Origin of the sequence: Thermoanaerobacter ethanolicus JW 200 (assembly GCF_003722315.1) — a bacterium.
Taxonomy (GTDB): Bacteria; Bacillota; Thermoanaerobacteria; order Thermoanaerobacterales; family Thermoanaerobacteraceae; genus Thermoanaerobacter; species Thermoanaerobacter ethanolicus.
Genome location: NZ_CP033580.1, coordinates 2,440,192 through 2,467,130, shown reverse-complemented (window position 1 = coordinate 2,467,130; position 26,939 = coordinate 2,440,192). Strand labels below are relative to the sequence as shown.

17 protein-coding genes and 2 pseudogenes are annotated in these 26,939 nt (G+C 33.1%); 16 read left to right on the top strand and 3 right to left on the bottom strand.

Features of this window, described 5'->3' with window-relative positions:
- Positions 1–82 precede the first annotated feature (82 nt).
- Both EB239_RS12350 and EB239_RS12345 read right to left on the bottom strand, forming a co-directional pair.
- A complete protein-coding gene (locus tag EB239_RS12350; RefSeq protein ID WP_003869388.1) occupies positions 83–640 on the bottom strand; it encodes a Uma2 family endonuclease in 558 nt (185 codons plus the stop codon).
- A 163-nt stretch (positions 641–803) separates the two neighbouring features.
- Positions 804–2,225 carry an ISLre2-like element ISTet1 family transposase gene (locus EB239_RS12345; protein ID WP_003869387.1) on the bottom strand — a complete coding sequence of 474 codons (1,422 nt, stop codon included), beginning with the start codon at positions 2,223–2,225 and terminating at the stop codon, positions 804–806.
- Between the two features lie 330 nt (positions 2,226–2,555).
- Between EB239_RS12345 and galT the strand changes: the two genes are divergently transcribed.
- From galT to fliD, 16 genes and pseudogenes are all read left to right on the top strand, one after another.
- Positions 2,556–4,133 (top strand): UDP-glucose--hexose-1-phosphate uridylyltransferase, encoded by a 1,578-nt coding sequence (gene galT, locus EB239_RS12340; protein WP_003869386.1) that lies wholly within the window; start codon positions 2,556–2,558, stop codon positions 4,131–4,133.
- Positions 4,130–5,293 (top strand): galactokinase, encoded by a 1,164-nt coding sequence (locus tag EB239_RS12335; protein WP_003869385.1) that lies wholly within the window; start codon positions 4,130–4,132, stop codon positions 5,291–5,293. The genes galT and EB239_RS12335 overlap by 4 nt, the downstream gene beginning before the upstream one ends.
- Before the next feature lie 13 nt (positions 5,294–5,306).
- The gene (galE, locus tag EB239_RS12330) at positions 5,307–6,296 is read left to right on the top strand and encodes a UDP-glucose 4-epimerase GalE (RefSeq protein ID WP_003869384.1); all 990 of its coding nucleotides are present in this window, start codon (positions 5,307–5,309) and stop codon (positions 6,294–6,296) included.
- A gap of 14 nt (positions 6,297–6,310) precedes the next feature.
- A complete protein-coding gene (galR, locus tag EB239_RS12325; RefSeq protein WP_003869383.1) occupies positions 6,311–7,501 on the top strand; it encodes a transcriptional regulator GalR in 1,191 nt (396 codons plus the stop codon).
- Positions 7,502–7,592: 91 nt separating this feature from the next.
- Complete coding sequence (locus EB239_RS12320; protein WP_003869382.1) at positions 7,593–8,498, top strand: TTE1925 family mutarotase; 906 nt, start codon at positions 7,593–7,595, stop codon at positions 8,496–8,498.
- A gap of 474 nt (positions 8,499–8,972) precedes the next feature.
- On the top strand, positions 8,973–10,055 hold the full coding sequence (locus EB239_RS12315) for a galactose ABC transporter substrate-binding protein (RefSeq protein WP_003869381.1): 1,083 nt from the start codon (positions 8,973–8,975) through the stop codon (positions 10,053–10,055).
- 102 nt (positions 10,056–10,157) lie between these two features.
- Positions 10,158–11,672, top strand: a pseudogene (locus EB239_RS15375) (sugar ABC transporter ATP-binding protein).
- Between the two features lie 16 nt (positions 11,673–11,688).
- Positions 11,689–12,681 carry a galactose/methyl galactoside ABC transporter permease MglC gene (gene mglC / locus EB239_RS12300; RefSeq protein ID WP_003869377.1) on the top strand — a complete coding sequence of 331 codons (993 nt, stop codon included), beginning with the start codon at positions 11,689–11,691 and terminating at the stop codon, positions 12,679–12,681.
- Between the two features lie 828 nt (positions 12,682–13,509).
- Positions 13,510–14,792 (top strand): annotated as a pseudogene (locus EB239_RS12295) (IS110 family transposase).
- Positions 14,793–15,317: 525 nt separating this feature from the next.
- The gene (locus EB239_RS12290) at positions 15,318–17,519 is read left to right on the top strand and encodes an alpha-galactosidase (RefSeq protein WP_003869375.1); all 2,202 of its coding nucleotides are present in this window, start codon (positions 15,318–15,320) and stop codon (positions 17,517–17,519) included.
- On the top strand, positions 17,512–19,743 hold the full coding sequence (locus EB239_RS12285; RefSeq protein ID WP_003869374.1) for a glycoside hydrolase family 2 TIM barrel-domain containing protein: 2,232 nt from the start codon (positions 17,512–17,514) through the stop codon (positions 19,741–19,743). Before EB239_RS12290 ends, EB239_RS12285 begins: the two co-directional genes overlap by 8 nt.
- A gap of 156 nt (positions 19,744–19,899) precedes the next feature.
- Positions 19,900–20,649: an HlyD family secretion protein gene (locus EB239_RS12280; RefSeq protein WP_003869373.1), complete on the top strand. Its 750-nt coding sequence runs from the start codon at positions 19,900–19,902 to the stop codon at positions 20,647–20,649.
- 12 nt (positions 20,650–20,661) lie between these two features.
- The gene (locus tag EB239_RS12275) at positions 20,662–21,396 is read left to right on the top strand and encodes an ABC transporter ATP-binding protein (protein ID WP_003869372.1); all 735 of its coding nucleotides are present in this window, start codon (positions 20,662–20,664) and stop codon (positions 21,394–21,396) included.
- Positions 21,389–22,513, top strand: coding sequence for an ABC transporter permease (locus EB239_RS12270; RefSeq protein WP_003869371.1), 1,125 nt, complete (start codon positions 21,389–21,391; stop codon positions 22,511–22,513). The genes EB239_RS12275 and EB239_RS12270 overlap by 8 nt, the downstream gene beginning before the upstream one ends.
- A 118-nt stretch (positions 22,514–22,631) precedes the next feature.
- Positions 22,632–23,336, top strand: a complete 705-nt coding sequence (locus tag EB239_RS12265) for a B-box zinc finger protein (protein ID WP_318261383.1) — start codon at positions 22,632–22,634, stop codon at positions 23,334–23,336.
- A 105-nt stretch (positions 23,337–23,441) separates the two neighbouring features.
- Positions 23,442–24,740 carry a flagellar filament capping protein FliD gene (fliD, locus tag EB239_RS12260; RefSeq protein WP_003869369.1) on the top strand — a complete coding sequence of 433 codons (1,299 nt, stop codon included), beginning with the start codon at positions 23,442–23,444 and terminating at the stop codon, positions 24,738–24,740.
- 340 nt (positions 24,741–25,080) lie between these two features.
- On the opposite strand, the gene EB239_RS12255 is transcribed toward fliD, so the two are convergent.
- On the bottom strand, positions 25,081–26,445 hold the full coding sequence (locus EB239_RS12255; RefSeq protein ID WP_003869368.1) for an SEC-C domain-containing protein: 1,365 nt from the start codon (positions 26,443–26,445) through the stop codon (positions 25,081–25,083).
- Positions 26,446–26,939 lie beyond the last annotated feature (494 nt).

Below are 26,939 nucleotides of genomic sequence, written 5' to 3'. Positions count from 1 at the left end.
AACAACGAAGACCCCACTTTTTGTATGAGTTAAAAATGGAGTTTGTCTTAAAACTGAAGTGCAGAGAATTTCCTCTGCACTTTTAAAATATATTTTTCAAATCAATTTTTAAGTCATCGTATATCACCGATTTTAATACCTCATCTTTTGAAAAATTAATTGGTTCACCGTATACGCCGTCTTGCAAACTGAATATCTGAATTTCTTGGTTTTTTGGTGATACTATCCAGTATTCTTTTACTCCAAACCTCATGTACAAATCCATTTTTATTATATAATCTTTTGATGCTGTGGAAGGAGATAGTATCTCCACTACAAGTTCAGGTACTCCAGTATAGTTATTTTCAGTGAGTCCTTTTTCATCACAAATAACAGTTATATCTGGCTGTACTTTGTGCTTTTCTTGGTCATTTTGTAGTATAACATCTAAAGGGGCAACAAAATGTTTGCACTTTTTATCTATAAAATATATTCCAAATTCTGTCGATAAGTTCGTTAAAATTCTTTGGTGTGCCACTGAAGGGGCGGATAACAAATATATTTCGCCGTTTATGAATTCGAGCATTTCATCAGTTTTAGAGTCTATTTCTTCGAATTCTTCATAAGTAATTTTTTTGTTTTTAGGTATTATATTTTCCATTATATCATCCCCATTTACTACGTTCTAAATATATTTTAGCACATTTTTCAATATTAACAATTATTCATTACCTTTATAAGATAGTGTCAAGATACTGTAGGATATTTTTTTAAAGACAACCCCTGAAATTGCTTAAATCAAGGTTTCCATTATTATGTGTTTTTTATATCACTCTTTCATATTTTATTGCTTTTAAAATTCTATATATTGGTGTTACTTTGCCCATGTTTAATACTGTAATATTGTTTATTTGTTCTTTTGTATACGTTTTAGCTCTCTTTACTGCCTCTTTTATTTGCTTCTTTGTTAATTTATAACCTTCATTGTTGTTTTTGCGCTTTTTACGCCATTCTACTTCTCTTAAATTGCCTCCATTTTTCTTAAATACTCTTAATTTCGCCATTAGCTTTAATCCTTCTCTACTCCATCCTAATGGGTTCCTGCTTAACCTGTCTGAAAATACATGGCTTATATGCCCTTCTGCACTGCACCCTATTGCATCCTCATCTTCTTTGTATATTTTTATCCCTTCCCAGTTGTTTAATATGTATTTCTTTACTTCCCTTATTTTCTTCTTCTCTTGCTCTGTTTGTGCTATTTTTGATAGTTCATTAAATGCTTCTTTTAATTCTTTTTCATTCCCTTCATTTATTGCTCTCCATATCCTATCTCTATATCTTGGCTCTTTCGATGTTGCCATGAGTATGTATTTGTTTAAATGATACCTGTCTAATACAAATCTTGATTTTGGTATCCACTCTATCCCTTCTTTTATCCATCTTGCTCCATCACCTGCTATGTATATCTTCTCTATTTTTTCTTCTTTGTAATTGTCATTTATGTAATTTGCTACGTCTATCCATATGTCTTCTGGCTTTTGTCCTACATATGCTTTGTAATGGACATTCTTTAGCTCAGACCTACCGTTCTTTGTCTCTTTGCCTTCATGTATGTATACAAGTCGTGGCATTTCTTTTCCCCCGTCTTGTAAGGATACGTGGTCTTCATCTGCTTCTATGTATAATACTTTTATTTCTTTCTTTTCTTCTACTTCTTTTTTTATTTCTACTTCTCCTATCTCTCTTATTGCATTTAATACTGTCTGTCTACTTAATTCTACTGGGCTTGCTTCTTTACTGCTTTTTTCATAGGATTCTTCTGTCGCTTTTTCTACTATCTTTACTTTTACTCCTTCTTCTATCCTCTCATGCCTACCTATCCCTAATGCGTCATCTGTTAAGTAGGTGTATCTCCCATCTTCTTTTGATTTGTAATATGTCCTTTTATATTTTATTTCTCCTACTGTCGTTATTAAAGTCTTTTCATCTTCCCTTTCTACTACCCATTTCTCTTTCCTTCTCTTGTCTTCTTTTATTATCTTATCTAATTCTTCTATAATTGCTACCATTGTTTCTATACCTAATTTGTCTACCATTTCTCTAACTTTTAATGAAAGTTCTGTTATATCCATCCCTTCTTCTAATAACTTTTTAAAAATTTCTATCACATTATTGATGTAATTACATGCATTTTGTAGTATAATATCTTCAAACTTAATTTTTTTCACAAGAGACACCCCTTTCATGTTTTTTTGGTTTTCCACAATCTATTTTATCACAGGGGTTGTCTCTTGTTTTTTTATCATCTAAAAATCCTACGATAATTTTACACTATGCCTTTATAAAAATATCTAAAAAACTTTTTATAAACTAGAAGGAATTTTTAAATATGTGTCGAATATAAATAAAAAAGAGGTTAATTAAAATAATAAACAAACTCTTTTAAATGTTTTTCATTGCATGTGAATGTCATGTTTTAATAATCTCTTGTTTTAACAAAGCCATTGTATACTGTGGATTTCTTTTTTATTACAGACTTAATTAAAAAATATAATAAAGTCACTGGAGGATATATTATGGATTCCAGAGAGGTAGCATTACACATCGAGCGGCTTATAAAGTTTGCACTTAAAAAAGGCTTGATAGAGGAATTAGATGTGATTCCAAGCCGCAATGCACTTATGGATTTATTTAAAATAGAAAAACCTTATGAAGGTGAGGTTTCTGAGGAGGAATTAGAAAGCCCTTCTCCTATTTTAAACAAATTATTGGACTATGCGGTGGAGATAGGCCTTATTGAGGATACTGTTACCTATAGAGATTTAATGGATGCAAGAATTATGGGGCTTTTAATGCCAAGAGAATCAGAAGTTGTAAAAAAGTTTAATACCATTGCCTCTGAAAAGGGGATTGAAAAAGCCACTGAGTATTTTTATGAGCTTTCTAAAGCTTCTAACTATATTCGCATGGATAAAACTTCACAAAATCTATACTGGCGCACTCCCACTGAATATGGGGCTTTGGAGATTACAATAAATCTTTCAAAGCCGGAAAAAGATCCAAAAGAAATTGAGGCGGCAAAGAAAATTCCTCAGTCAGGATATCCAAAGTGCCTTTTGTGCATTGAAAATGTAGGTTTTGCGGGAAATTTAAATCATCCAGCAAGGCAAAACTTAAGAATAATCCCGGTAAAAGTTGCGGGAGAGCAATGGTATTTCCAGTATTCACCTTATGTATATTACAATGAGCACTGCATTTTGCTCCATGAATCCCATATTCCAATGAAAATATCAGAAAAAACTTTTGTGAGGCTTTTTGATTTTATTGAGCAATTCCCCCATTATTTTATGGGCTCCAATGCAGATTTGCCAATTGTGGGAGGCTCGATTTTATCCCATGAACATTTTCAAGGGGGAAGGCACGTTTTTCCAATGGAAGAGGCTTCTATAGAAGAATACTTTATACATCCTCAATATCCTAACATTAAAGCAGGAATAGTCAAATGGCCTATGTCTGCAATTCGCCTTTCAAGTAAAGACAAGGATAAACTAATAGAGCTTTCTTCACATATATTGAATACTTGGAAGGACTATAGTGATGAATCCTGTGACATATTGGCATATACTAAAAAGAATAGGGAACTCGTTCCTCACAATACGATTACACCAATTGCGAGGATTAATAAAGAGGGGAAATTTGAAATTGACCTTGTCCTTCGGAATAATAGGACAACAGATGAATACCCCTATGGAATTTTCCATCCTCATGAGGAACTTCACCATATAAAAAAAGAAAACATTGGACTTATAGAAGTTATGGGATTAGCAGTTTTGCCAGGAAGGCTGAAATTTGAGCTGGAGGAAATTATTAAGTTTTTAATAGGGGAAGAAAAATTTAATCCAGACTTGTATGGTGAAGGCAGTCCTTTATACAAACATATTCCATGGATTAAAGAATTGCTTCTAAAATATGGTACTAACTGCACTAGGGAAGAAGCCGAAAGCTATATAAAACAGGAGGTTGGAAACAAATTTTTGAAGGTTCTTTTAGATGCAGGAGTTTTTAAAAGAGATGAAAAAGGGAAAAAAGCCTTTGAAAGATTTATGAAAACAGTAGGCTTTGAAAAAATAGATATGAAAGGAGACCTTAAATGAAAACGGCTGTAATTGAAGCACTTGAAAAATTCTACGGTAAAAATGATGCTGAAATAAGGCTTTTCTATTCTCCGGGACGAGTAAATCTAATAGGAGAGCATACAGATTACAATGGAGGCTATGTATTTCCTTGTGCCCTTGACTTTGGAACATATGCTGCGATTAGAAAAAGAAATGACAAAAAAGTCTTCATGGCTTCTTTAAATTTCGATTTAAAGGTGGAAGTAGACCTTGATGCACTCAATTTTGATAAAAGCCATGATTGGGCCAACTACCCGAAAGGGGTTTTAAAAGTGCTACAGGATGAGGGGTATGACTTTTCTGGATTTGAAATTGTGTTTGAAGGCAACATTCCAAATGGTGCTGGACTTTCCTCATCTGCTTCAATAGAGCTGGTTACTGCTGTTGCAGTGAATGAAGTTTTCAATTTAAATATTGACAGAATAAAATTGGTGAAATTGTGTCAAAAAGCAGAAAATACTTTTGTTGGGGTAAATTGTGGCATAATGGACCAATTTGCTGTTGGAATGGGTAAAAAAGACCATGCTATTTTATTAAAAAGCGATACATTAGAGTATTCATACGTGCCTTTGAAGTTAGAAGGTTATAAAATTTTGATAACAAATACAAATAAAAGGAGAGGGCTCTTGGATTCAAAATACAATGAAAGAAGAAGTGAATGTGAAAAGGCCCTTTCATATCTTCAAGAAGCTTTGCCTGTAAAAAATCTATCTGAAATTACAATTGAACAATTTGAAGAATACAAAGATTTGATACCTGACGAAGTGCTTAGAAAAAGGGCAAAGCATGTTATAACTGAAAATAAAAGAGTTTTAGATGCAGTAAAAGCACTTAATGATAAAGACTTAATCAAATTTGGAGAATTAATGATTGAATCTCATAATTCTTTGAGAGATGATTACGAAGTTACAGGGAAAGAACTGGACACTTTGGTAGAAGAAGCGCTAAAATTAAAGGGAGTAATAGGTTCCCGTATGACTGGAGCAGGCTTTGGTGGCTGCACTGTAAGCATTGTAAAAGAAGATGCAGTAGAGGAATTTATAAAAGTGGTTACTCACAATTACACTCAAAAAATAGGCTACAGGCCAACAGTCTATATAACGGGAATAGGTGAAGGAGCAGGAGAAATTAAATACTGAAGGAGGTAAAAATATGGCGGTTTTAGTATGTGGTGGTGCAGGTTATATTGGAAGCCACACAGTTGCAGCACTTTTAAGGAGAAATGAAGAAGTTGTCGTTGTAGATAACCTCGTCACAGGACATAAAGAATCTGTTTTGGGAGGGAAATTGTATATAGGAGATTTAAGGGATGAAGCTTTTTTAGACAAGGTATTTACAGAAAATGAAATTGAAGCGGTGATTGATTTTGCAGCTTTTTCACTTGTAGGAGAAAGTGTAGAGGAGCCATTTAAATATTATGAAAACAACGTATGCGGGACATTGAGCCTTTTAAAAGCGATGAAGAAACACAATGTCAACAAAATCGTGTTTTCTTCAACAGCTGCAACATATGGAGAACCAGAAAGAATTCCAATAGAAGAGGAAGATAGAACTAATCCCACCAGCCCTTATGGTGAGACAAAGCTTGCCGTTGAAAAGATGTTAAAATGGGCAGACAGTGCTTATGGAATCAAATACGTCGCTTTGCGATATTTTAACGTTGCAGGGGCTATTGAAACAGGCGAGATTGGAGAGGACCATTCTCCTGAGACGCACCTTATACCGATTATACTTCAGGTTGCACTTGGGAAAAGAGAAAAGATAATGATTTATGGTGATGATTATCCTACTAAAGATGGGACATGTATAAGAGATTATATTCACGTGATGGATTTAGCAGATGCACATATACTTGCGCTTTATAAATTGAGAAAAGACCATAATAGCGCAATTTATAACCTGGGAAATGGAGAAGGTTTTAGTGTAAAGGAAGTGATAGAAGTTGCAAGAAAAGTGACAGGACATCCTATTCCAGCAGAAGTTGCTGGGCGCCGTCCGGGAGACCCTGCAGTACTTGTGGCATCTTCCAAAAAGGCAATAGAAGAGTTAGGTTGGGTGCCAAAACATCCATCTTTAGAAGAAATAATTGAAAGTGCTTGGATGTGGCACAAAAATCATCCAAATGGCTTTAAGAGAGGGTAAAGGAAGGGGTATAAATGGAAAACTTAATACCAGTCAGCTACAAATTGTTAAAAGGAATGAACGAATCAGTTATATTAAATATCATAAGAAAAATGGGACCTATTTCAAGAGCGGATATTGCCAAAGAGACAAATTTAACGCCACCGACTGTGACTAATATTGTAAACAAACTCATTGCTGAAAATATTGTAATGGAGTACAAAGTTGGCGAATCAAATGGTGGAAGGCCTCCTGTACTTATCAAATTAAATCCTGATTTTATGAGTATTATTGTCATTCATATAAGCACCTACAACTTACATCAATATACTCTTGATGCAGAACTTAAAACAAAAAAGAAAGAGAAGAATTCTATTAGAGGTTTAAAGCAAGAAGAAGTTTTAGAATTGTTGACATCTGTTCTTGATAAAGCAATAAAAGAATCTCCACAAAATGTATCGGGGATAGGAATTGTAGTTAGAGGACCTGTAAAAATGAAAGAAGGTATATCTGTATTTGCACCTAATATTGGGTGGAGAAATGTTCCTTTAAAATCAATTGTAGAAGAAAAATTTGGTGTACCTACCTATGTTATAAATGACGTGCGAGCTATGGCTTTAGGAGAATTTCACATGGGCAAAGCAAAAGATGTTGAAAATATGATATTTTTAAAGGTTGGCTATGGAATAGGTTCAGCAATACTTATAAATGGCAGGATATATACTGGAGCCAGTGACGGTGCGGGTGAAATAGGGCATACAACTATTGATGTAGCAGGGCCACAATGTAGTTGCGGCAATTACGGTTGCTTTGAAGCGTTGGCTTCAGAAAAAGCCTTAGTGAATTTAGTTGTTAAATCTATTAAAGAGGGTATGGATTCTATTGTGTATCAAATGGCAGAAGGGATGTTAGACAGTGTTACTCCTGAGATGATATACAAGGCAGCAAAACTAAACGATAAATTAGCAGTCAATGCTTTAAAAACTATAGGAAGATATTTAGGAATAGGTATAGCCAATACAATAAATACATTTAACCCAGAGCTCATTTTGATAGGGGGAGGGATTGTGCAGGCACGTGAGCTTATTGAAGATATCATCATAGAAAGTGCTAAAAAGCGCACTTTTGAGAATTCATTTTCTTCCTGCAGAATAGCTTTTGCTGAATTAGGTGATGATGCTACACTCATCGGTGCTGCCAATATGGTCATGGATGAAGTATTGTAACACCTCTCTGTCATTCTGAGCGCAGCGAAGAATCTTACCTACTGAAGTAATGAAAAAAATAAAAAATTATGCAGAAAGGAATGAGAATAGTATGGCAATAAAAATTGACAAAATAAACTTTTTAGGGTGGGAAAATAGTATAAAGCTGTCCAATGGCATTATTGATGTTGTGGCTACAACTGATATAGGCCCAAGAATTGTAAGGTTTGGATTTGAAAATGATGTAAACGAATTTAATTTGGACCCTAAAACTATTGGCTTAAAAGGAGGTGACGAATACAGATATTATGGCGGCCATAGACTGTGGCATAGCCCTGAAGACAGAAAGAGGACATATGTACCAGATAATGATGAAATTGATTGGCATGAAATAGAAAATGGTGTGAGACTTATTCAAAAGCCAGAAAAATGGGTTAACACACAAAAGCAAATCGATATAATCTTAAATCCTGATGAGAGTAGAGTAAGGCTTATACACAGGATAACCAATCTTGGAGCATGGCCTATTGAGCTTTCAGCATGGACAATAACAGTATTAAACACAGAAGGAATTGAAATAATTCCTCAGCCAAATAAAGACACAGATTTACTTCCAAATAGGCAAATTGTACTCTGGCCTTATTCTAAAATGAATGATAAAAGGGTGTATTGGGGAGAAAAATATATTGCACTGAAACAAGATCCTAATAACAGAGAACCTTTTAAGTTAGGAATTAACAATCAAGAAGGCTGGGCAGCTTACGCAAGAGGAGGACATCTTTTTGTAAAAAGATATTATCCACAACAAGATGTAACATATCCTGACTTTGGAGTATCTTTTGAAACCTATACAAACGATTGGATGCTTGAAATAGAAACGTTAAGTCCGTTTACAAAATTACAGCCTGGTGAAACTGTTGAGCATGTTGAAGAATGGGAGCTTTACAATAATGTAAATGTAAAAGATATAGATGAAGGTGCTTTTGATGAGGTTGTAGAAAAATATTGCAGGAAGTAAATTTTTGGTTACAAAAAAGTTTATAAAAATTTTTAATAAATTACGCTTTCGAAGAAGGAATTTTCGAATTCATGTCGAATATATAATATAGGAGTTAGTTAAAATAAAAAATAAAGTATAAAGAATGAGTTTTTGAAAAGCGAATTAAAAATGTTTACAGAAGGAATATATGATAATGAAATTGCAATAAATAACAATAATAATAAAAGTGTTTTAATAAACTATTATACCATAGTGATAAGTTTAGAAATTGTATAAATTAGATTAATTAGAATTTTTAAAGAAGATTATGTTAATTGATAACGTTCGCTGAAATCTACTTATAATTCTTCCATAGAGAAATTTTATTGTGAAAGAAGGTGGTAAAGCATTTTACGAATAAAAACAAATTTAAAAATAAAATAGAAAGCATAAAATCTTAATTGACTCTTAATTTTAAATTTCTTAATTACAAAAAAGGAGGAGAAACAATTTATGAGAAAACTATTAACTTATGTTGCCTTGCTTATGTTTGTTATTTCAATAGTACTTACTGGATGTGGTAATTCCAGTAATACTACATCAACTAGTAATTCTCAGCAAAATGCGGGAAGCAGTACAAGCAGTAATACCAACAACAAAAAATTACCTGTTATAGGTGTAGCAATTTACAAATTTGATGATACTTTTATGACAAGTGTAAGAAATGCTATGAATGAAGATGCGCAAGGTAAAGCTCAGCTTAATATGGTAGATAGTCAAAATTCACAGCCTACTCAAAATAATCAAATCGATCTTTTTATAACTAAACATGTAGATGCACTTGCAATTAATCCAGTTGATAGAACTGCTGCAGGTACTATTATTAGCAAAGCTAAAGCAGCAAATATTCCAGTTGTGTTTTTCAATAGAGAGCCATTACCACAAGATATGCAATCTTGGGATAAAGTTTACTATGTAGGAGCTAAAGCAGAGCAATCTGGTATTTTGCAAGGGCAAATAATGGCAGATTATTGGAAATCACATCCAGAAGCTGATAAGAATCATGATGGTGTTATGGAGTATGTTATGCTGATGGGACAACCAGGGCATCAAGATGCTATACTTCGAACAAAATATTCTATACAGACTGTCGAAGAAGCAGGTATTAAAGTTAAATGCCTTGCACAAGATTATGCAAATTGGGATAGAGTAACAGCACATGACAAGATGGCTGCTTGGTTATCTGCATATGGAGACAAGATTGAAGCAGTATTTGCTAATAATGATGATATGGCGCTTGGTGCTATTCAAGCACTGAAAGAAGCAGGCTATTTCAAAAATGGTAAATATATTCCTGTAGTTGGAGTAGATGCAACAGTTCCAGGAGTGCAAGCTCTTAAAGATGGTACATTGTTAGGTACAGTTCTAAATGATGCTAAAAATCAAGCTAAAGCTACATTTAATATTGCTTACGTTCTTGCACAAGGGCAAACACCGACTAAAGAGAATATCGGTTACGATATTACTGATGGCAAATATGTATGGATTCCTTATAAGAAAATCACAAAGGATAATATTAATGATGCTCTACAATAAAATTTAATGGCCAATATTATGTTTTTATAAATTTCTAAAGCAAGGGCTTGAATGTCCCTTGCTTTAGAAAAATTTTTAATGGCAGAAGCAGGAGGCATAAAAATGGCTGCTAATGAATTCGTATTAGAAATGAACAATATTTCAAAGCAGTTTCCAGGAGTAAAAGCTTTGGATAATGTAACACTTAAAGTTCGTAAAGGAACAGTACATGCAATTATGGGGGAAAATGGGGCAGGAAAATCTACTTTAATGAAATGTCTTTTTGGTATTTATGAACCTGATTCAGGCGAAATAGTATTAAATGGGCAAAAAATTACCATAAAAAATTCTAGAGAGGCTTTGGAGTGAAAAGAAAATGTACGTAGAAACGGAAAAACTTTTATCTAGGTTAGATATAGACATTAAGCCAAATGAATTAGTCAAAAATTTGTCAGCATCAAAGATTCAATATATAGAAATAGCTAAAGCAATTTCTTATAATGCAAAAATTATAATTATGGATGAACCAACATCCTCTCTGACAGAAAACGAAGTTGCTCATTTATTTGACCTTATACGCACTTTAAAAAAAGAAGGTGTTTCAATAATTTATATATCTCATAAAATCGATGAAATTTTTGAAATTGCGGATGAAGTAACTATTATGCGTGATGGAAAAGTGGTTGGCACATGGGATACTAAAGAATTAACGGAAGACATGATAATATCAAAAATGGTTGGACGTGAGATGACTAACAGATTTCCAATAAGGAATAGTAAGCCAGGAGAAGTATTCTAAAAGTTGAAAATTTAACATCGCCATTACCAAAATCATTTAAAAATGTTTCTTTCGAACTTAGGAAGGGTGAAATTTTAGGTATAGGTGGGTTAGTAGGTTCTCAGCGTACCGAACTGGTAGAAGCTATATTTGGATTAAGGTCAATAGCGTCAGGGAAAATATTTATTAAAGGGAAAGAAGCTGTTATTAGATCGCCTATTGATGCAAAAAGATATGGATTGGCATTACTTACTGAAAGCATGGAATTTCTATGATACATCAGGAATTACATCCTGTAAGAGATCGAAATGTAATGGAAAACATATGGCTTGGGAGGTTTCCTATAAAAAATTATGGATTTATGAAATTAGTTGATACGTTCTACTGGAATTTTCCCGGATTTAAATATAACAGAAAATGCTACGATTGCTAATATATCAAAATATATAGGCCGTTTTTTGTTACTTAATGATAAAATAAGGAAAGATGACACTACACAAATGGTAAAAACTTTAAGAGTTAAAACACCATCATTAGGAACTTTGATAAGGGATTTATCAGGTGGAAACCAACAAAAAGTACTTTTAGCACGATGGCTGCTTACTTCTCCTGAAATATTAATACTTGACGAGCCAACAAGAGGAATCGATGTTGGTGCGAAGTATGAAATATATACAATTATGAATGAACTTACAATGCAAGGCAAAAGTATTATAATGATATCATCTGAGATGCCTGAACTTTTAGGAATGGCAGATAGAATAATGGTGATGTGTGAAGGCTATTTATCTGGAATCCTTGATAAAGAAGAAGCAACTGAAGAAAAAATAATGCGCCTTGCTAGTAAATATACAAACTAAGACGGAGGAGATATTGATGAACAACAAAATTAAAACGTATTTAAGTCAATATGCAATATATTTTGTATTACTATTATTAATTATAGTTATTGCTATTAAGGATCCTTCTTTTATATCGGTAAGAGTTTTTAGAGATATTCTCGTTCAAAGTTCTACGAGGATTATTATTGCGTTGGGAGCTTCTCTTGCTATTTTGATAGGAGGTGCAGATCTTTCTGCAGGGCGTTTAGTCGGACTTGCAGCAGTACTTTCTGCATCACTTTTGCAAGACCCAAATTACTCAGCAAGATTTTTTCCACATTTACCACAACTTCCATTGTTAGTTCCGCTTTTAATAACTGCTATAGTTGGGTTGCTATTTGGACTGTTAAATGGATTTGTTGTGTCAAGATTTAATGTACCTCCTTTTATTGCAACTTTAGGTACTATGGTTATTGCTTATGGAGCAGATAATATTTATTTTAGCTTACCTCCTAATAATTCACAGCCAATTGCTGGTCTTAGAAAAGATTTTCTTGAATTAGGTACAGGAGGATTTCTTGGGATTCCATATGTTGTTATTATTGCTGTTATTATTACCATAATTATGTGGATAATTATGAATAAAACAAGTTTTGGTAAAAATTTATATGCAATTGGTGGAAATAGAGAGGCGGCAGTTGTATCAGGTGTTGATGTAAAGAAACATATTTTATGGCTATTTGCTATCGCAGGGACTTTATACGCTATTGCTGGTGCACTTGAAGCTGCAAGAACAGGAGGAGCAACTAGTGAATATGGAACTATGTATGAATTAGACGCAATAGCTGCCTGTGTTGTTGGTGGATGGTCAGTATCAGGAGGGGTTGGAACAGTCCCGGGCGTCATAGTTGGTGTTCTTTTGTTTACTGTTATTAATTACGGCTTAACATTTATTGGAATGAATCCTTATTGGCAATTAATAATCAAGGGAGCTATTATTGTATCAGCTGTTGCTGTTGATATTAGAAAATATTTAACTAAAAAATAAAGCTCATCCACACTGTAATACATCTTGATTTAAGCGGGATAGCTGATATTGTTTCTAGGCTAGTTTGAATAATTTATCAAAAAGTATTATAAAAGAGAAAATGAATGTGGAGAATGTAGTAGAGACATTTAATCCCACCCTTTGCGGTGGGGTTTTTTGACGTGCGCCCGGCATGAGCGATAACTAGGCGGTGAAAGTCCATTGTGGGCTTGGTACTAGCCAAGAGCAAGGGTGTCCATCGTGAGGTGGAATCTGAAGGAAGCTTAAGGCAAAATCTCGGTCTGATGAATAAAAACCAGATAGGAGGCTGAATTGGGGCTGATGAATTTGCATTACAAAACGAAGTCCAACACTACTCGAATCTCATACAGTAAATCTGGCAGATAGATGAGAAAAAAGTTATCGTTCTTACCGGGGAGGTCTGAATGATATGCTCAAGTCGAGAATAAATTTTCTCCATGAGTAACCTATATCGTGAGATATAGCTTAATATTCAGAAGTCAGTTCAAGTCATAGTACTGTTTGAACCTACCGAAGGGATAGGTAAAGGGGACTTGACGGTAGTATTTAAGTAGATATTAGGATAGACTATTCATGTTTGAAAGCTGTCAACCCTGATAGGGACTGCCTAACAGAAAATAGAGTGGAACTCGAAGATAAAGGTTAGGAGTGCTTAGTGAAATTTACGCCTAATATATGGAGCATTCCTGTAATGAATAAAAAATAAGGAAGAATGAACTTTAAAAAAATAAGTACCTCCTGATAAAATACAGAGTGTAAGTTCTAGAACTTACCTCGAATTATCAAAATAAACAGGAGATACCTAAAATGAAGTATACACAAAATGAAAAGATTTTGCAAGTAACAGAAGACACATTAATTGCGGGAGTAGACATAGCAAAAGAAAGCCATTATGCCAGAGCATTTGACTACAGAGGAGTAGAATATGGGAAATACCTAAGATTTGAAAACAATAGAGAAGGTATGACAAAATTTTTTAGATGGGCAAAAGAGTTGATGGAGAGACATAAGAAAAACAAACTAATAGTAGGGATAGAACCGACAGGGCAATATTGGCTATGTTTTGCCCAATACCTTAAAGACAATAACATAAAGGTAGTATTGGTTAATCCATTTCATGTAAAGAGGAGCAAAGAATTAGATGACAATTCTCCCACAAAAAGCGATAAAAAAGACCCAAAAACAATAGCAATGCTAGTAAAAGATGGGAGATATGTAGAGCCGACAATACCTGAAGGAGTATATGCAGAATTAAGGGTAGCGATGGACATAAAAGACAGGTTGAACAAACAAATAGGGATGACAAAAAATCAAATAACAAGATGGATGGACATATACTTTCCGGAGTTTAACACCGTATTTTCAGACTGGGAAGGGAAAGCAGCACTTATCACATTAAGAGAATTTCCAACGCCTGAGAAGATAGAAAAAAAGAGTGCTGAAGAAATAATATCGATATGGAAGAAAGAAGTACAAAGAGGGGTAGGAGAAAAAAGGGCTATAAAGCTGATAGAAACTGCTAAGGAGAGCATAGGGAAGAAGCAGGGCATAAAGATGGCGGAATACGAGATAAAGACTCTCATTGAACAATACGAATTTCTCAAAAAACAAATTGAAGAAATAGAGAAGAAGATAGAAGAATTAATAGTTGAAATACCAGGGGTTAAAGAACTACTAGAAATCAAAGGGATAGGAGTAAATACAGTAGCGGGTTTTATTGCAGAAGTAGGAGATATTGAGAAATATGAACATCCAAAACAGATACAAAAACTAGGAGGATTAAACCTAGTAGAGAATAGCTCTGGTAAGCATAAAGGAGAAACGACAATAAGTAAAAGAGGGAGGAAGCGATTGAGGAGAGTACTATTTAATGCAGTAATGGCCTTGGTTGCAAAAAACGAAGAGTTTCGTGAACTACACAAATATTACACTACCAGAGCGCAAAACCCGCTAAAAAAGAAGCAATCACTAATAGTATTGTGTAACAAACTGATAAGGGTATTTTATGTCATATTAAAAAAGGAGTAAAATATGACCCAATCAAGATGATGAAGGACATAAAGAGGCCAGCCTTACAGGAAGCTGCATAAAAAGTGCTAACATACTATCAAATCAATTAAGGGTTAATCATCTTCTCTTCAGCTTTAAATTACTCACATCTAAAAAGCTGACCCTTAAGAAGAATTAATTTTTAGGGAAAAGGAAAGTGTGAACGACGTGACATAAAAGGTAAAGTAAGGAATAAAACAAAAACAACTAGTCAAGAGATGGGATATTGACAACAAGAGCGGGAATTGTCATACAAGAATAATCACCATACGGGCAAAGACCCTGCAATGGAGCAGAAATGACATCCACCTCATGGCAGGTAGAACGAAGGAATTAAGGACTAAGATCCAGTGAGACATGGGAGGGTAAACCCCATGAGATAAGTGGAGCTATCCCGCCATAATATGGAAATAGGATATGAGGTTTATTAAACTTACCTATTTAATGGTTAGATAAGTAAGAAATGATAATATAAGCCATGAGATGCTCTTGTTGTGATGAAAAAATTAAAGAAAAACTAAGATATTAAGAGAAAATAAAAAATAATATAAGGAGGAGGACTTACTATGCCTATTCATTTTAATGATAAAACAAAAACTTTTTACCTAACTGCCAAAGATACAAGTTATGTAATTTATGTTTTAAAAAATGGCGCTGTTTTACATGCATATTTTGGCAAAATAATAAAGGATCCCAATATATACCATTTATTAAAATTACCTCATACAAGTATAGATAATGATATTATTAACTTTGGGAATCAGTTAATGCTGGATTTTTTACCACAAGAGTACTCTGCGTATGGTAATACTGATTTTAGGAGTCCTGCATATCAAATTCAGCTTGAAAACGGTTCTACTGTTTCTGATTTAAGGTACTTATCTCACAAAATCTATAAAGGTAAGCCTAAATTAGAAGGGCTTCCGGCTACTTATGTTGAAAATGAAGATGAAGCTGATACTCTTGAGTTAGAATTGTATGATAAAGTAGCTAATTTAAAGGTAACCTTAATTTATACAGCATTTAGGGATTATGATGTTATAACAAGGTCAGTGAGATTTGAAAACATGGGAAAAGGAGACATAAAACTACTTAGAGCTTTGTCTATGAATGTTGACTTTAATGATAGTAATTTTGAAATGCTTCAATTGTCAGGGGCTTGGGCAAGAGAAAGACATGTTATAAGAAGACCCCTTGTACCAGGAATTCAGTCTATTGAAAGCAGAAGAGGTGCAAGCAGCCATCATCAAAATCCTTTTATAGCACTTTTAAGAAAAGACGCTGATGAATGGCGTGGAGATGTTTATGGATTTAGCATTGTTTACAGTGGCAATTTCTTGGCACAAGTAGAAGTAGATCAATATAATATGGCAAGGGTTTCTATGGGAATCAATCCATTTGATTTTTCATGGCTTCTAAAGACAGGTGAGGTATTTCAAACACCAGAAGTCGTTATGGTTTATTCGGATAGTGGCTTAAATAAAATGTCAAATACCTATCACAAATTGTACAGAAATAGAATTATGAGAAGTAAATTTAAGGACAAAGAAAGACCAATTCTTATAAACAATTGGGAAGCCACTTATTTTGATTTTACAGAAGAAAAGCTTAAAGAACTTGCTAAAGAAGCTAAAAATTTGGGTATTGAATTGTTTGTTCTTGACGATGGATGGTTTGGGAAAAGAAATTCTGACAATTCTTCACTGGGAGATTGGTTTGTAAATAAAGAAAAGATTCCAAGTGGTTTGGATGGCCTTGCAAAAGACATAAATTCTTTAGGTTTAAAATTTGGATTATGGATGGAACCAGAAATGGTATCTCCTGATAGTGATCTATATAGAAAGCATCCTGATTGGTGTATACATGTGCCTGATAGGTTAAGAAGTGAAAGCAGAAATCAACTTGTGTTAGACTTGTCGCGAAAAGATGTACAAGATTATATTATAAAGGTAGTCTCAGATATTTTAGAAAGCGCCAATATAAGTTATGTAAAATGGGATATGAATAGAAATATGACAGAGATAGGCTCTGCACTTTTGCCTCCTGAAAGACAAAGAGAAACTGCTCACAGATATATACTTGGACTTTACAGGATATTAGAAGAATTAACGACAAAGTTTCCTGATGTTTTGTTTGAAAGTTGTGCTGGTGGTGGCGGCCGTTTTGACCCTGGAATGCTTTATTACATGCCACAGACTTGGACCAGTGATGATACAGATGCTGTAGAAAGACTCAAAATACAGTATGGTACAAGTATAGTTTATCCTCTTATTTCAATGGGAAGCCACATATCTGCTGTACCAAATCACCAGGTTCACAGAATTACACCTTTAAAAATACGTGCACATATAGCAATGTCGGCTAATTTTGGCTTTGAACTTGATTTGACCAAACTATCTAATGAAGAAAAAGAGGAAATAAAGAAATATGTAAGAAAGTATAAAGAAATTAGGAAACTGGTGCAATTTGGAGATTTTTATCGATTGTTAAGTCCCTTTGAAGGGAATGAAACTGCTTGGTTGATTGTTTCTGAAGATAAAAGAGAATTTTTGCTTTATTATTTTGAAGTTTTGAAAGGAGCAAATGAACCTATTAAAAGACTTCGTCTAAAAGGAATAAATCCAGATTTTAATTATGTTTTAGAAGATGATGGCAGTTTATATAGTGGTGATGAACTTATGTATGCAGGGTTAGTAATTCCAGAACTTAAAGGGGACTTCCAGAGCATTATGATGCATTTTAAGGAGGAGAGTATTAAGAATGAGTAGGAAAGTATTGAATTTTAATGTAGATTGGCTATATATTCCTGAAAACTTAAATGATGCATATAAACTTGATTTTGATGAAAGCAATTTTGAACTTGTTAGTCTTCCTCATGCAAACAAAACATTTCCTCACCACTATTTTAAAGAAGAAGACTACAGGTTTATTTCATGGTACAGAAAACATTTTAAAGTAGGTGAGAGATACAAAGGTAAAAAGGTTTATGTTCATTTTGAAGGTGTTATGACTGTTGCGAAGATTTATGTAAATGGCGAATTTGTAGGAGAACATAAAGGAGGATATACCCCTTTTGAATTTGACATTACAGAATATGTCAAATATGGTGATTTCGAAAATTTAATTGCTGTACAAGTGGATTCAAGAGAACATAAAGATATTCCTCCAGAAGGTCATCTTGTAGATTATATGTTGTTTGGTGGAATATACAGAAATGTATGGCTGAAAATTTTAAATGATACCCATATAAAAGATGTTTATTTTGTTGTTGATAAATTGCAAGATTCTGTTGCGGAAATTTCAATTACTACAACCATCGAAGGTAAAGAGGTAAGAAATGCAAAAATATTGACAGAGGTTATAAATAAAGAAGGTGTTGTGTGTTCATCTTCGGTTACTGATGTTAAAGACATGCAAAAGGAGATTATACAGCGAATAAAGATGGATAATCCATTAACTTGGCATCCAGATCATCCATATTTATATAATGTGTATGTAAAACTTATTGCAGAGAATGAAATTTTAGATAATTATACTTTTAGAACAGGAATAAGGACTGTGCATTTTGGAGATGACGGTAAGTTTTATATTAATTGTGAACCTTTAAAATTAAGAGGATTAAACAGACATCAGACTTTTCCTTATGTTGGCGGTGCTATGCCGGATAGAATACAAAGAAAAGATGCAGATATACTAAAGTATGAATTGGGATTAAATTATGTTAGGACGTCACATTATCCGCAGGCTGTTTCATTTTTGGATAGATGTGATGAGATAGGCTTGCTAGTTTTTGAAGAGATACCTGGATGGCAGCATATAGGCGACGAAAATTGGAAGAACATTGCAAAAGAGAATTTAAAAGAAATGATTTTAAGAGATAGAAATCATCCTTGTGTATTTATTTGGGGTGTGCGAATAAATGAGTCTTTAGATGACCACGATTTTTATACAGAGACAAATGAAATAGCTCATAACCTGGATAGGAGTAGACCAACATGTGGTGTTAGATATTTAAGAGATAGTGAAAAACTTGAAGATGTATTTACATATAACGACTTTATATATGATTTAGAAGGGAAAATACAACTTCCAAATCACAAAAAGTATATGGTAACAGAATATATGGGCCATATGTATCCGACAAAATCATATGATAACCTTAATAGACTTATTACTCATGCAAGGTTGCATGCTCTTATTCAAGACAAACAATATGGGATACCAAACATGGCTGGTGCATCAGGCTGGTGTGCATTTGATTATAATACCACAAGTGCTTTTGGTTCAGGAGACAATATATGCTATCATGGAGTCTGTGATATATTTAGACTTCCAAAATTTGCAGCTCATTTTTACAGAAGCCAGGCCGATCCTCACTTATATGGGCCCTATGTGTTTATAGCTTCGTACTTAATACCATCATTTGAAGAGGAAAATGGTGATAAATTGCTTGTATTTAGTAATTGTGAAGAAGTGGAACTTTATATAAATGATAAATTTGTGAAAAGACAAATGCCCAATAGAGTTGACTTTCCTAGTTTACCACATCCACCTTTTGAATTTTCAATAAAGGAATGCGGAATCAACTATATGGAGGTAAGAGTTAATAATGCTTCTATTACTGCGGTAGGTTTGATAGACGGTAAGGAAGTAGCAAGACATACATTAAGGCCATATGGGAAACCACATAAATTAATTTTTTCTTGTGATGATAATGAGATTATGGCAGATGGCGCTGATTGTACACGGGTTGTTATAAGTGTTGTGGATGAAAACGGCTCTATTCTCCCATATGCTAATATACCTGTATCATTTGAAATAGAAGGTGAAGGAAAACTGATTGGAGAAAATCCGTTGACATTAGAAACTGGCAGAGGAGCAGTTTATGTAAAATCGACACGAAAGCCGGGAGAAATAATTTTAAAAGCTAAATCTCATTATGTAGCGGAAGAAAGCAATGTATCTATAAAAACTAAGTCAATAGGATATTAAAAACCCACCCTGTGCGGTGGTTTTTTGATTTTATCATGCAAATAGAAGCTGAAAGATTATAATATTGACAGATTTTTCTTAAATAAAATATAATGAAAACAAAATAATAAAAAAACTGTTAAGAGATATAGAAGATATAGGAGAGGAGCATTAATTATGAAGAGACAATATTTGGCATTTATTATGTTAATTGCATTTAGTATCATTACTTCAGGTTGTTCTAATTCAAATTCACAAGAAAATCTTTATACGGGAACAATAGAAGCCGAAACTTTGTATGTACAATCAGAGATATCTGGTCTTATCACTGATTTATATGTAAAAGAAGGAGATGAAATTAGAAAAGGAGATAAGATAGCTTTACTTGATGTAAGTCAATATGAAGAACAAGCAAAAATAGCTAAAGCCAATTTGGAAATAGCAAAGTTAAAGTATGACCAAGTTAAAAATGGACCTAAGAATCAAGCTGATATAGCGAGATTAAACGTAGACCAAGCGCAAGCAAATTATGATTTAACCAACCTTATGATTAAAAAGGGAACAATAACTTCTCCGATTGATGGTACTATAACTAATATTTACATTAATGCTGGCGAAATAGCTATGGCAGGAGGAAATATTGCTCAAATATCTGATTTAAAGAATCTTTTTATAAAAATATACATACCAGAAAAGAATTTGCATAAAGTTTCTTTAAACCAAGAAGTAAGTATAAAAGTAGATTCTATAAAAGATTTAATTAAAGGAAAGATTACTTATATTTCACCAAACGGCGAATTCACTCCCAAAAACACTGTGACAAAGTCATCAAAAGAAGATGTAGTATACCAAGTAAAAGTTCAAATCCTTGACCACATAAAAGATTTAAAACCTGGAATGTTGGCAGATGTCATTGTAAATGAATAGAAGGTGTAGATAATGGAATATGTAATAGAATTGAAAGAATTGACAAAACGATTTGGCAATATAACTGCTGTAGACAAGCTTACGTTACAAGTTCCGACTTATAAAATATTCGGCCTATTAGGGCCAAACGGCTCAGGAAAATCCACCACTATACGGATGATTTGTGGCATTTTAAAGCCCACATCAGGAGAGGGAGCTGTTCTAGGCTATGATATAGAAAAAGAAAGTGAGAAAATAAAAAAATCTATAGGGTATATGTCTCAAAAATTTAGCCTTTACGAAGATTTAACTGTGAGAGAAAATTTAAATTTTTATGCGAGTGTGTATGGACTAAGTAAAAAAGAGATGAAACAAAGAATCAAAGAAGTTCTTGATATTGTTGGATTAGAGGAGAGAGGAAAGCAAATTGCTGGTACATTATCAGGAGGATTGAAGCAGAGGCTTGCTTTAGGCTGTGCTATATTACATAATCCTAAATTGCTTATACTTGATGAACCTACATCAGGAGTGGACCCTTTATCAAGAAGGATGTTTTGGGATATCATAAAAAGCCTTGCTAATGATGGTATGTCAATTTTATTGACTACTCATTATATGGAAGAAGCAGAAATATGTGACCTCACAGCTTTTATGTTTAATGGAAAGTTGATGGCTTTTGGTACCCCCTATGAGATAAAAAGAGAAAATAATCTTGATTCGCTTGAAGATGTCTTTATTAAATACGTAAGGATGATGAATAATGAATAAGACGAGGCTTTTTGCAATTATTAAAAAAGAAATTATACATATAAGAAGAGACAGGATAAGTTTAGTTATTTCATTTATTATGCCTATTACAATGCTTTTGCTCTTTGGCTATGCTGTTGCAACAGAAGTTGACCATATACCAATGGCAGTTTTTGACCAAAGCAAGACCTATGAAAGCAGAAACTATATTGAAGCATACAAAAATTCACTGTATTTTAATCCGGATTTTTATGTAAGTAGTATAGATGAGTTAAATCGTTTACTGGATGAAGGAAAGGTAAAAGCAGGTCTTATTATACCGCCGGATTTTTCGCAGTATAAAGTAAAAATGGTACAGCCTTTACTTAAAATTGATGGTTCTGATCCTACCACAGCAAGGACTGCTTTATCAAGCGGTATTATGATATCTCAAATGTTTTCAAACAATATTGTACAAAAAGAATTGAAAGTCAAAGGCATGAAAATGCCTTCCATTGGAATAGACCTTTCTACAAAAGTAGAATACAATCCAGAACTCAACACGCAAGTGTTTACAATTCCGGGGCTTTTGGGTCTAATCATGCAAAACATCACCATAATATTGACGGCTTTTGCGCTTGTGAGAGAAAAAGAAAGGGGCACAATAGAACAATTGATTGTAACCCCTATAAAATCTTCAGAATTAATGATTGGAAAACTTTTACCTTACATTCTAATTGGTTACACAGATTTTTTAATGGTTTTAGGGCTTAGCATGTATTGGTTTGGCGTGCCTGTTAGAGGTAATATATATCTATTGCTTTTATTAGGACTTGATTTTATAACCTGTGCTCTTGCAATAGGAATACTTATCTCAACAGTAGCGCAGACTCAAACTCAAGCAATGCAGGGGGCATTTTTCGTATTGCTTCCAACCATAATATTGTCAGGATTTATTTTTCCGAGGGAACAAATGCCTACTGTTATAAGAGCAGTTGGAGATATTTTTCCACTTACATATTTTCTAGTTATTTTGAGAGGGATAATAATAAAGGGTATAGATGCTTCTCTTCTTGTACATCAAATAGTGATAATTACTCTTATGTCAGTTTTTCTTTTGACAGTGGCCATATTGAGATTTAGAAAGAGACTGGACTAAACCTGAAAAAGTATTTATTACGGAGAAAGTTTTTATGGTAAAATTAACGTAGAACAAAAAGTATTTAAAATTTTTTTGGAAAGGAAGAATTTTTATGAAAGGGACTTGCTATTTTTGTATGAAAGAATTTGAAAAATCTTCAATGTTGAGACATATTCTTTCATGTAAAAGTATGAAAGAGTATTTTTCAAAGCTGTCAGATGAAGAAGGGATAAAAGAAAAGGAAGTTTTTATTTTAAGCGTATATCCTAAATACGATTCATCACTTTATTGGCTATATGTTTCTGTGGATACAAAAGCTACCTTAAGAGATATTGACAAGTTTTTGCGTGATTTTTGGCTTGAGTGTTGTGGACATTTGAGCCAATTTAAAATTGATGGTGAAATATATGATATAGATCCGAAAGGGTGGTTAGATGAACCTTTCTTTTTTGGACCAAAACCGAAAAGTATGAACTATAAATTAACAAATGTTATAACGGAAAACATGAAGTTTGATTATGAGTATGATTTTGGTTCAACCACGCACTTGGAATTGAAAGTTTTAAAAAGACAATTACTTCCACAGAAAAAGAAAGTAGTTGTTTTGGCACAAAATATTGCCCCGATTTACTATTGTGATAATTGTCAGGAAAAAGCTGAATATTTTTGCTATGAATGTGGAGAATTTTTGTGTGAAAATTGTGTAAAACAACATTTATATCATGAGGAAATGATAGAGAAAATTGCGAATGGGATTGCAAATTCTCCTCGCAATGGCGTTTGTGGATATGGCTTTCAAGATATGTCTTCTATGATGAAAAAATATTTACCTACGGAGTAGATGCTGAAATATGGTTTAATCATATACTAAATTTAATCTAAAGTTTTTACAAGTTTTGTCGATGAATAAATTAAACAAAAACAAAAGAGAATTGGGGGTGGAAATATGGCAAGCCTCATTGATACAAATTATTGGTATATGTATCCTTATTACAGTGAGTATAGTTATCTTTTTAATATGACTAATCCATTGACTTCAATACAAAATATTACACCAAGTAATATATTTGAAATTGCACAGCAAGCGATGTATATAAATAATGAGAATCAACAATTGCCAACGCAAATAACTAATGTTCTTGTAATGTTAAATAGCTATGCGAACAATCTAGCAGATACAGCAGCCCAACTTCAACTTACATCACCAAATAGTGTCTTTAATCAGATGGTTGCTACATCCAGTGACCCAAATTCCATAAGTGCAACAGCTCAAGCGGGTGCAACTGCTTCTACTTATAATGTATCTGTAAATCAGCTTGCTGTGGCTCAACAAAATATTGGAACGAGCTTAGCAAGTAACAGCATTACAAGCCTTACACCTGGGACTTACAGCTTTACTGTACAAGTAGGTGGTAAGCAGTATAATATATCCTTCAATGTTAATCAAGGTGATACAAATCAAACTGTTTTAAATAATATGGCTCAAGCAATTAACTCTGCTAATATGGGAATTACAGCTATTGTAAATAATGATCCGTATCTTGGTACAAGCCAGTTAGTATTGAATGCAAATAGCACTGGAACAAATAATGCATTTACATTGACTGATGTTACTGGCAATGCAGTTTCTTATACCGGTGCAAATACAGTATCAGTGGCAGCAGCAAATGCAACTTATACTATTAATGGTGTGAGTAATACCTCTCAATCAAATACTATTTATCTTGACAATAACAATTTAGCCATAACATTTAATAAAACGGCAAGTAATGTCACTGTTACAGTTACACATGATATACAAGCTATAAGCAACAGTATCAATAATTTTGTTAATGAATACAACAAAATGATAACATATGTAAATCAAAACCAGCAATATATAAGCCCCCTTGTTACTTCGGAACTTGTGCAAAGTTATGAATATCAAGCAGCAAATTTGCAAGCGATCGGAATTATTCAAAATCCAGATATGACTCTCTCTATCGATCAAAATACCTTAAACAGTGCGCTGCAGAATAATTTTAATACGGTCCAAACAGCTTTTGCTGGTTACAATGGTTTAGCTGTAAATGTGGGTCAACTTGCCGAGCAAATAGCCGAGAGTCCCCTCACAGCCTATGCAAATGAAATGGTGCCAATAGGTAATAATTATATGGGGCTTTATAATTCACTTGGAATGTTGGATACTTCTTTAATCTGGTCAATGTTGCTGCCATCAGGGCAATTTGTAAATTCATTTATTTAAATTAAGGACAATCCTACTGATATATTTATCAATTTCTATGTTGTTGCTTTTGGCATATGTAAGAACTAAAAGAACTATTTTTAAAATACCCCACTAAAAATTATACATGCTTTCGAATAAAATATAAAAAATAAAAATGGAAGTAATCTCACTTATTTATTTACCGAACCGCCGTATACCGAACGGTACGTACGGTGGTGTGAGAGGACGGCGGTTAGTCACCGCCTCCTACTCGATTTATTTATAGTCATTTATACTTGCTTACCACTTTTTCTTAAAAAGACAATATCTCTATAATCAACTATCCCCACCAGTTGCTATATAAGCAATTGTACTTTTATTATGTGGTTAATAATGTACGATTGACCAATGCATTTACGATTGCATTCATATTATCATATATAATCACTTTTTGCTCTTCGATTTTATTGTAAAGCTGTTTTAAGTATTGTACTTCTTCAAAATCCTTTGACTCTAAATAGGACATATATTCATTAAAAAATTTTCTTGATAATAGCTGTTCTAGATTTTCTAAAATCATATCGCTATCATCTATTCTTTGAGGTAAATTATTAACATACTTAGATAGGGATATAACGAATCTTATCTTTATTAAACTAATCTGGGCATTTGTTGGTATAGCTAAAAATTCTAATATGTTTTGAAGCTTTTCTTTGAGGTCATTATTTTTTGTAGTTTTTTCTATTTCTACTATTTTGCCTAATATAGAAGAATACACTTTTTCTGCAACTATATCTTCATCAAAAATTTCATCTATCACTTCGTCAAATATAGAATCAAAAAGTTCTTGTTGTTCTGTGTTTTTCTTTTTAAAGAGTTCAGCAGCTTTTGTAAGGAACTTTAAATAAAAAATATAAAATGCATAAAATGGTATTTCAATTTCCATTTCAGGGTCTAAAATATAATTTAAATCATCTCCCATTTCCATAAACATATTGGCACTTAAATATTCGGCAAATATAGGATATTTGTAGAAGATTTCCATCACTTTCTTATTTACTAAGTCTTGAGGTAATTTTTCTGCATCATTTAAAACTTTTTCTAATTCATCTTCTCCATCTATAAGGTCAAATTCCGTTGCTTCTAAGATAGGTGTTGTAAATATCTTATAAGTTTTATCTATAAATGCTATCGAAAGCCAGATAAAGATATTCTTCATTTCTTCTTCGGTAAATTTTTCTGTACGTAGAGAATAGGCTAAATTCAATAAATAGTTTTCTAAAAAAGATGTATTAGATATTTTATCTAAAACTCTTTCCATTTCTTCTTCATTATCAAGATCTAGATTCATTATAAAAGTAACTGGGACTCTTAAGTCTTTCAACCCTTCATTTTTTCTGAATATACTTACAATTTTTCTAAATAACTCTTCGGTTATTTCATCTTCATTTTCTTCATTAAGTTCTTCCAGTTGTTGTTTTCTTTCTCTCAATGATTCTATTAGTAATACTTTTAATTTTTCCACATTTACAGCCTCATTTTTATTATCCAGCTTAATTCCATACATTACACTTAATATTCGTATAAATTCATAATCATAAGGTAAAAATACATCTTCCTTTTCTATTTCTCTTAAGAGGTTTTTTTCAATTTTTTCTATGTTAGGAAGACAGCATTTTTTATATTTTTTCCCACTTCCACAAATACATTCATCATTTCTATCAATATCAAAAATTTTACTCATTTAAGGCCCTCCAAATTGATTTTTACTTTCTTTTTATAGATTATCATATTGTTTTTTTCTTGTCTATTGTTTTTAAATATATATTTAAACTTTCAAATGCATACACAGAGATTTCGTATTCACCCTCCATGCTTAACAGAGAGCAACTATATTATAGAAAGGATGTTTTATTTTGCAATTTTTTGAGAGTGACTTTTGTTTTTATTAGTTCTTCACAACCACACTTAAAACATTTATTCATAATATTTGTCTCCTTATGTTCAAGATTAACTTTTTTATATTCAAGTTCTCCATGTGATATACTCCTTTTGTTCTAAATAGATTTTAATGATGTAGCGTTAATTTTAATTGATAGTACAAAATTTAAGTAGGTGATTAAGCAGGGAAAAGGAGTATATGAAGTTACTCGAGAAGATCAAAAAGATTTTTGAATGGGCATAAGAAAAGCGAATGCAAAATACCCCACTTTTTGTATTAATTATAAAGTGGGGTTA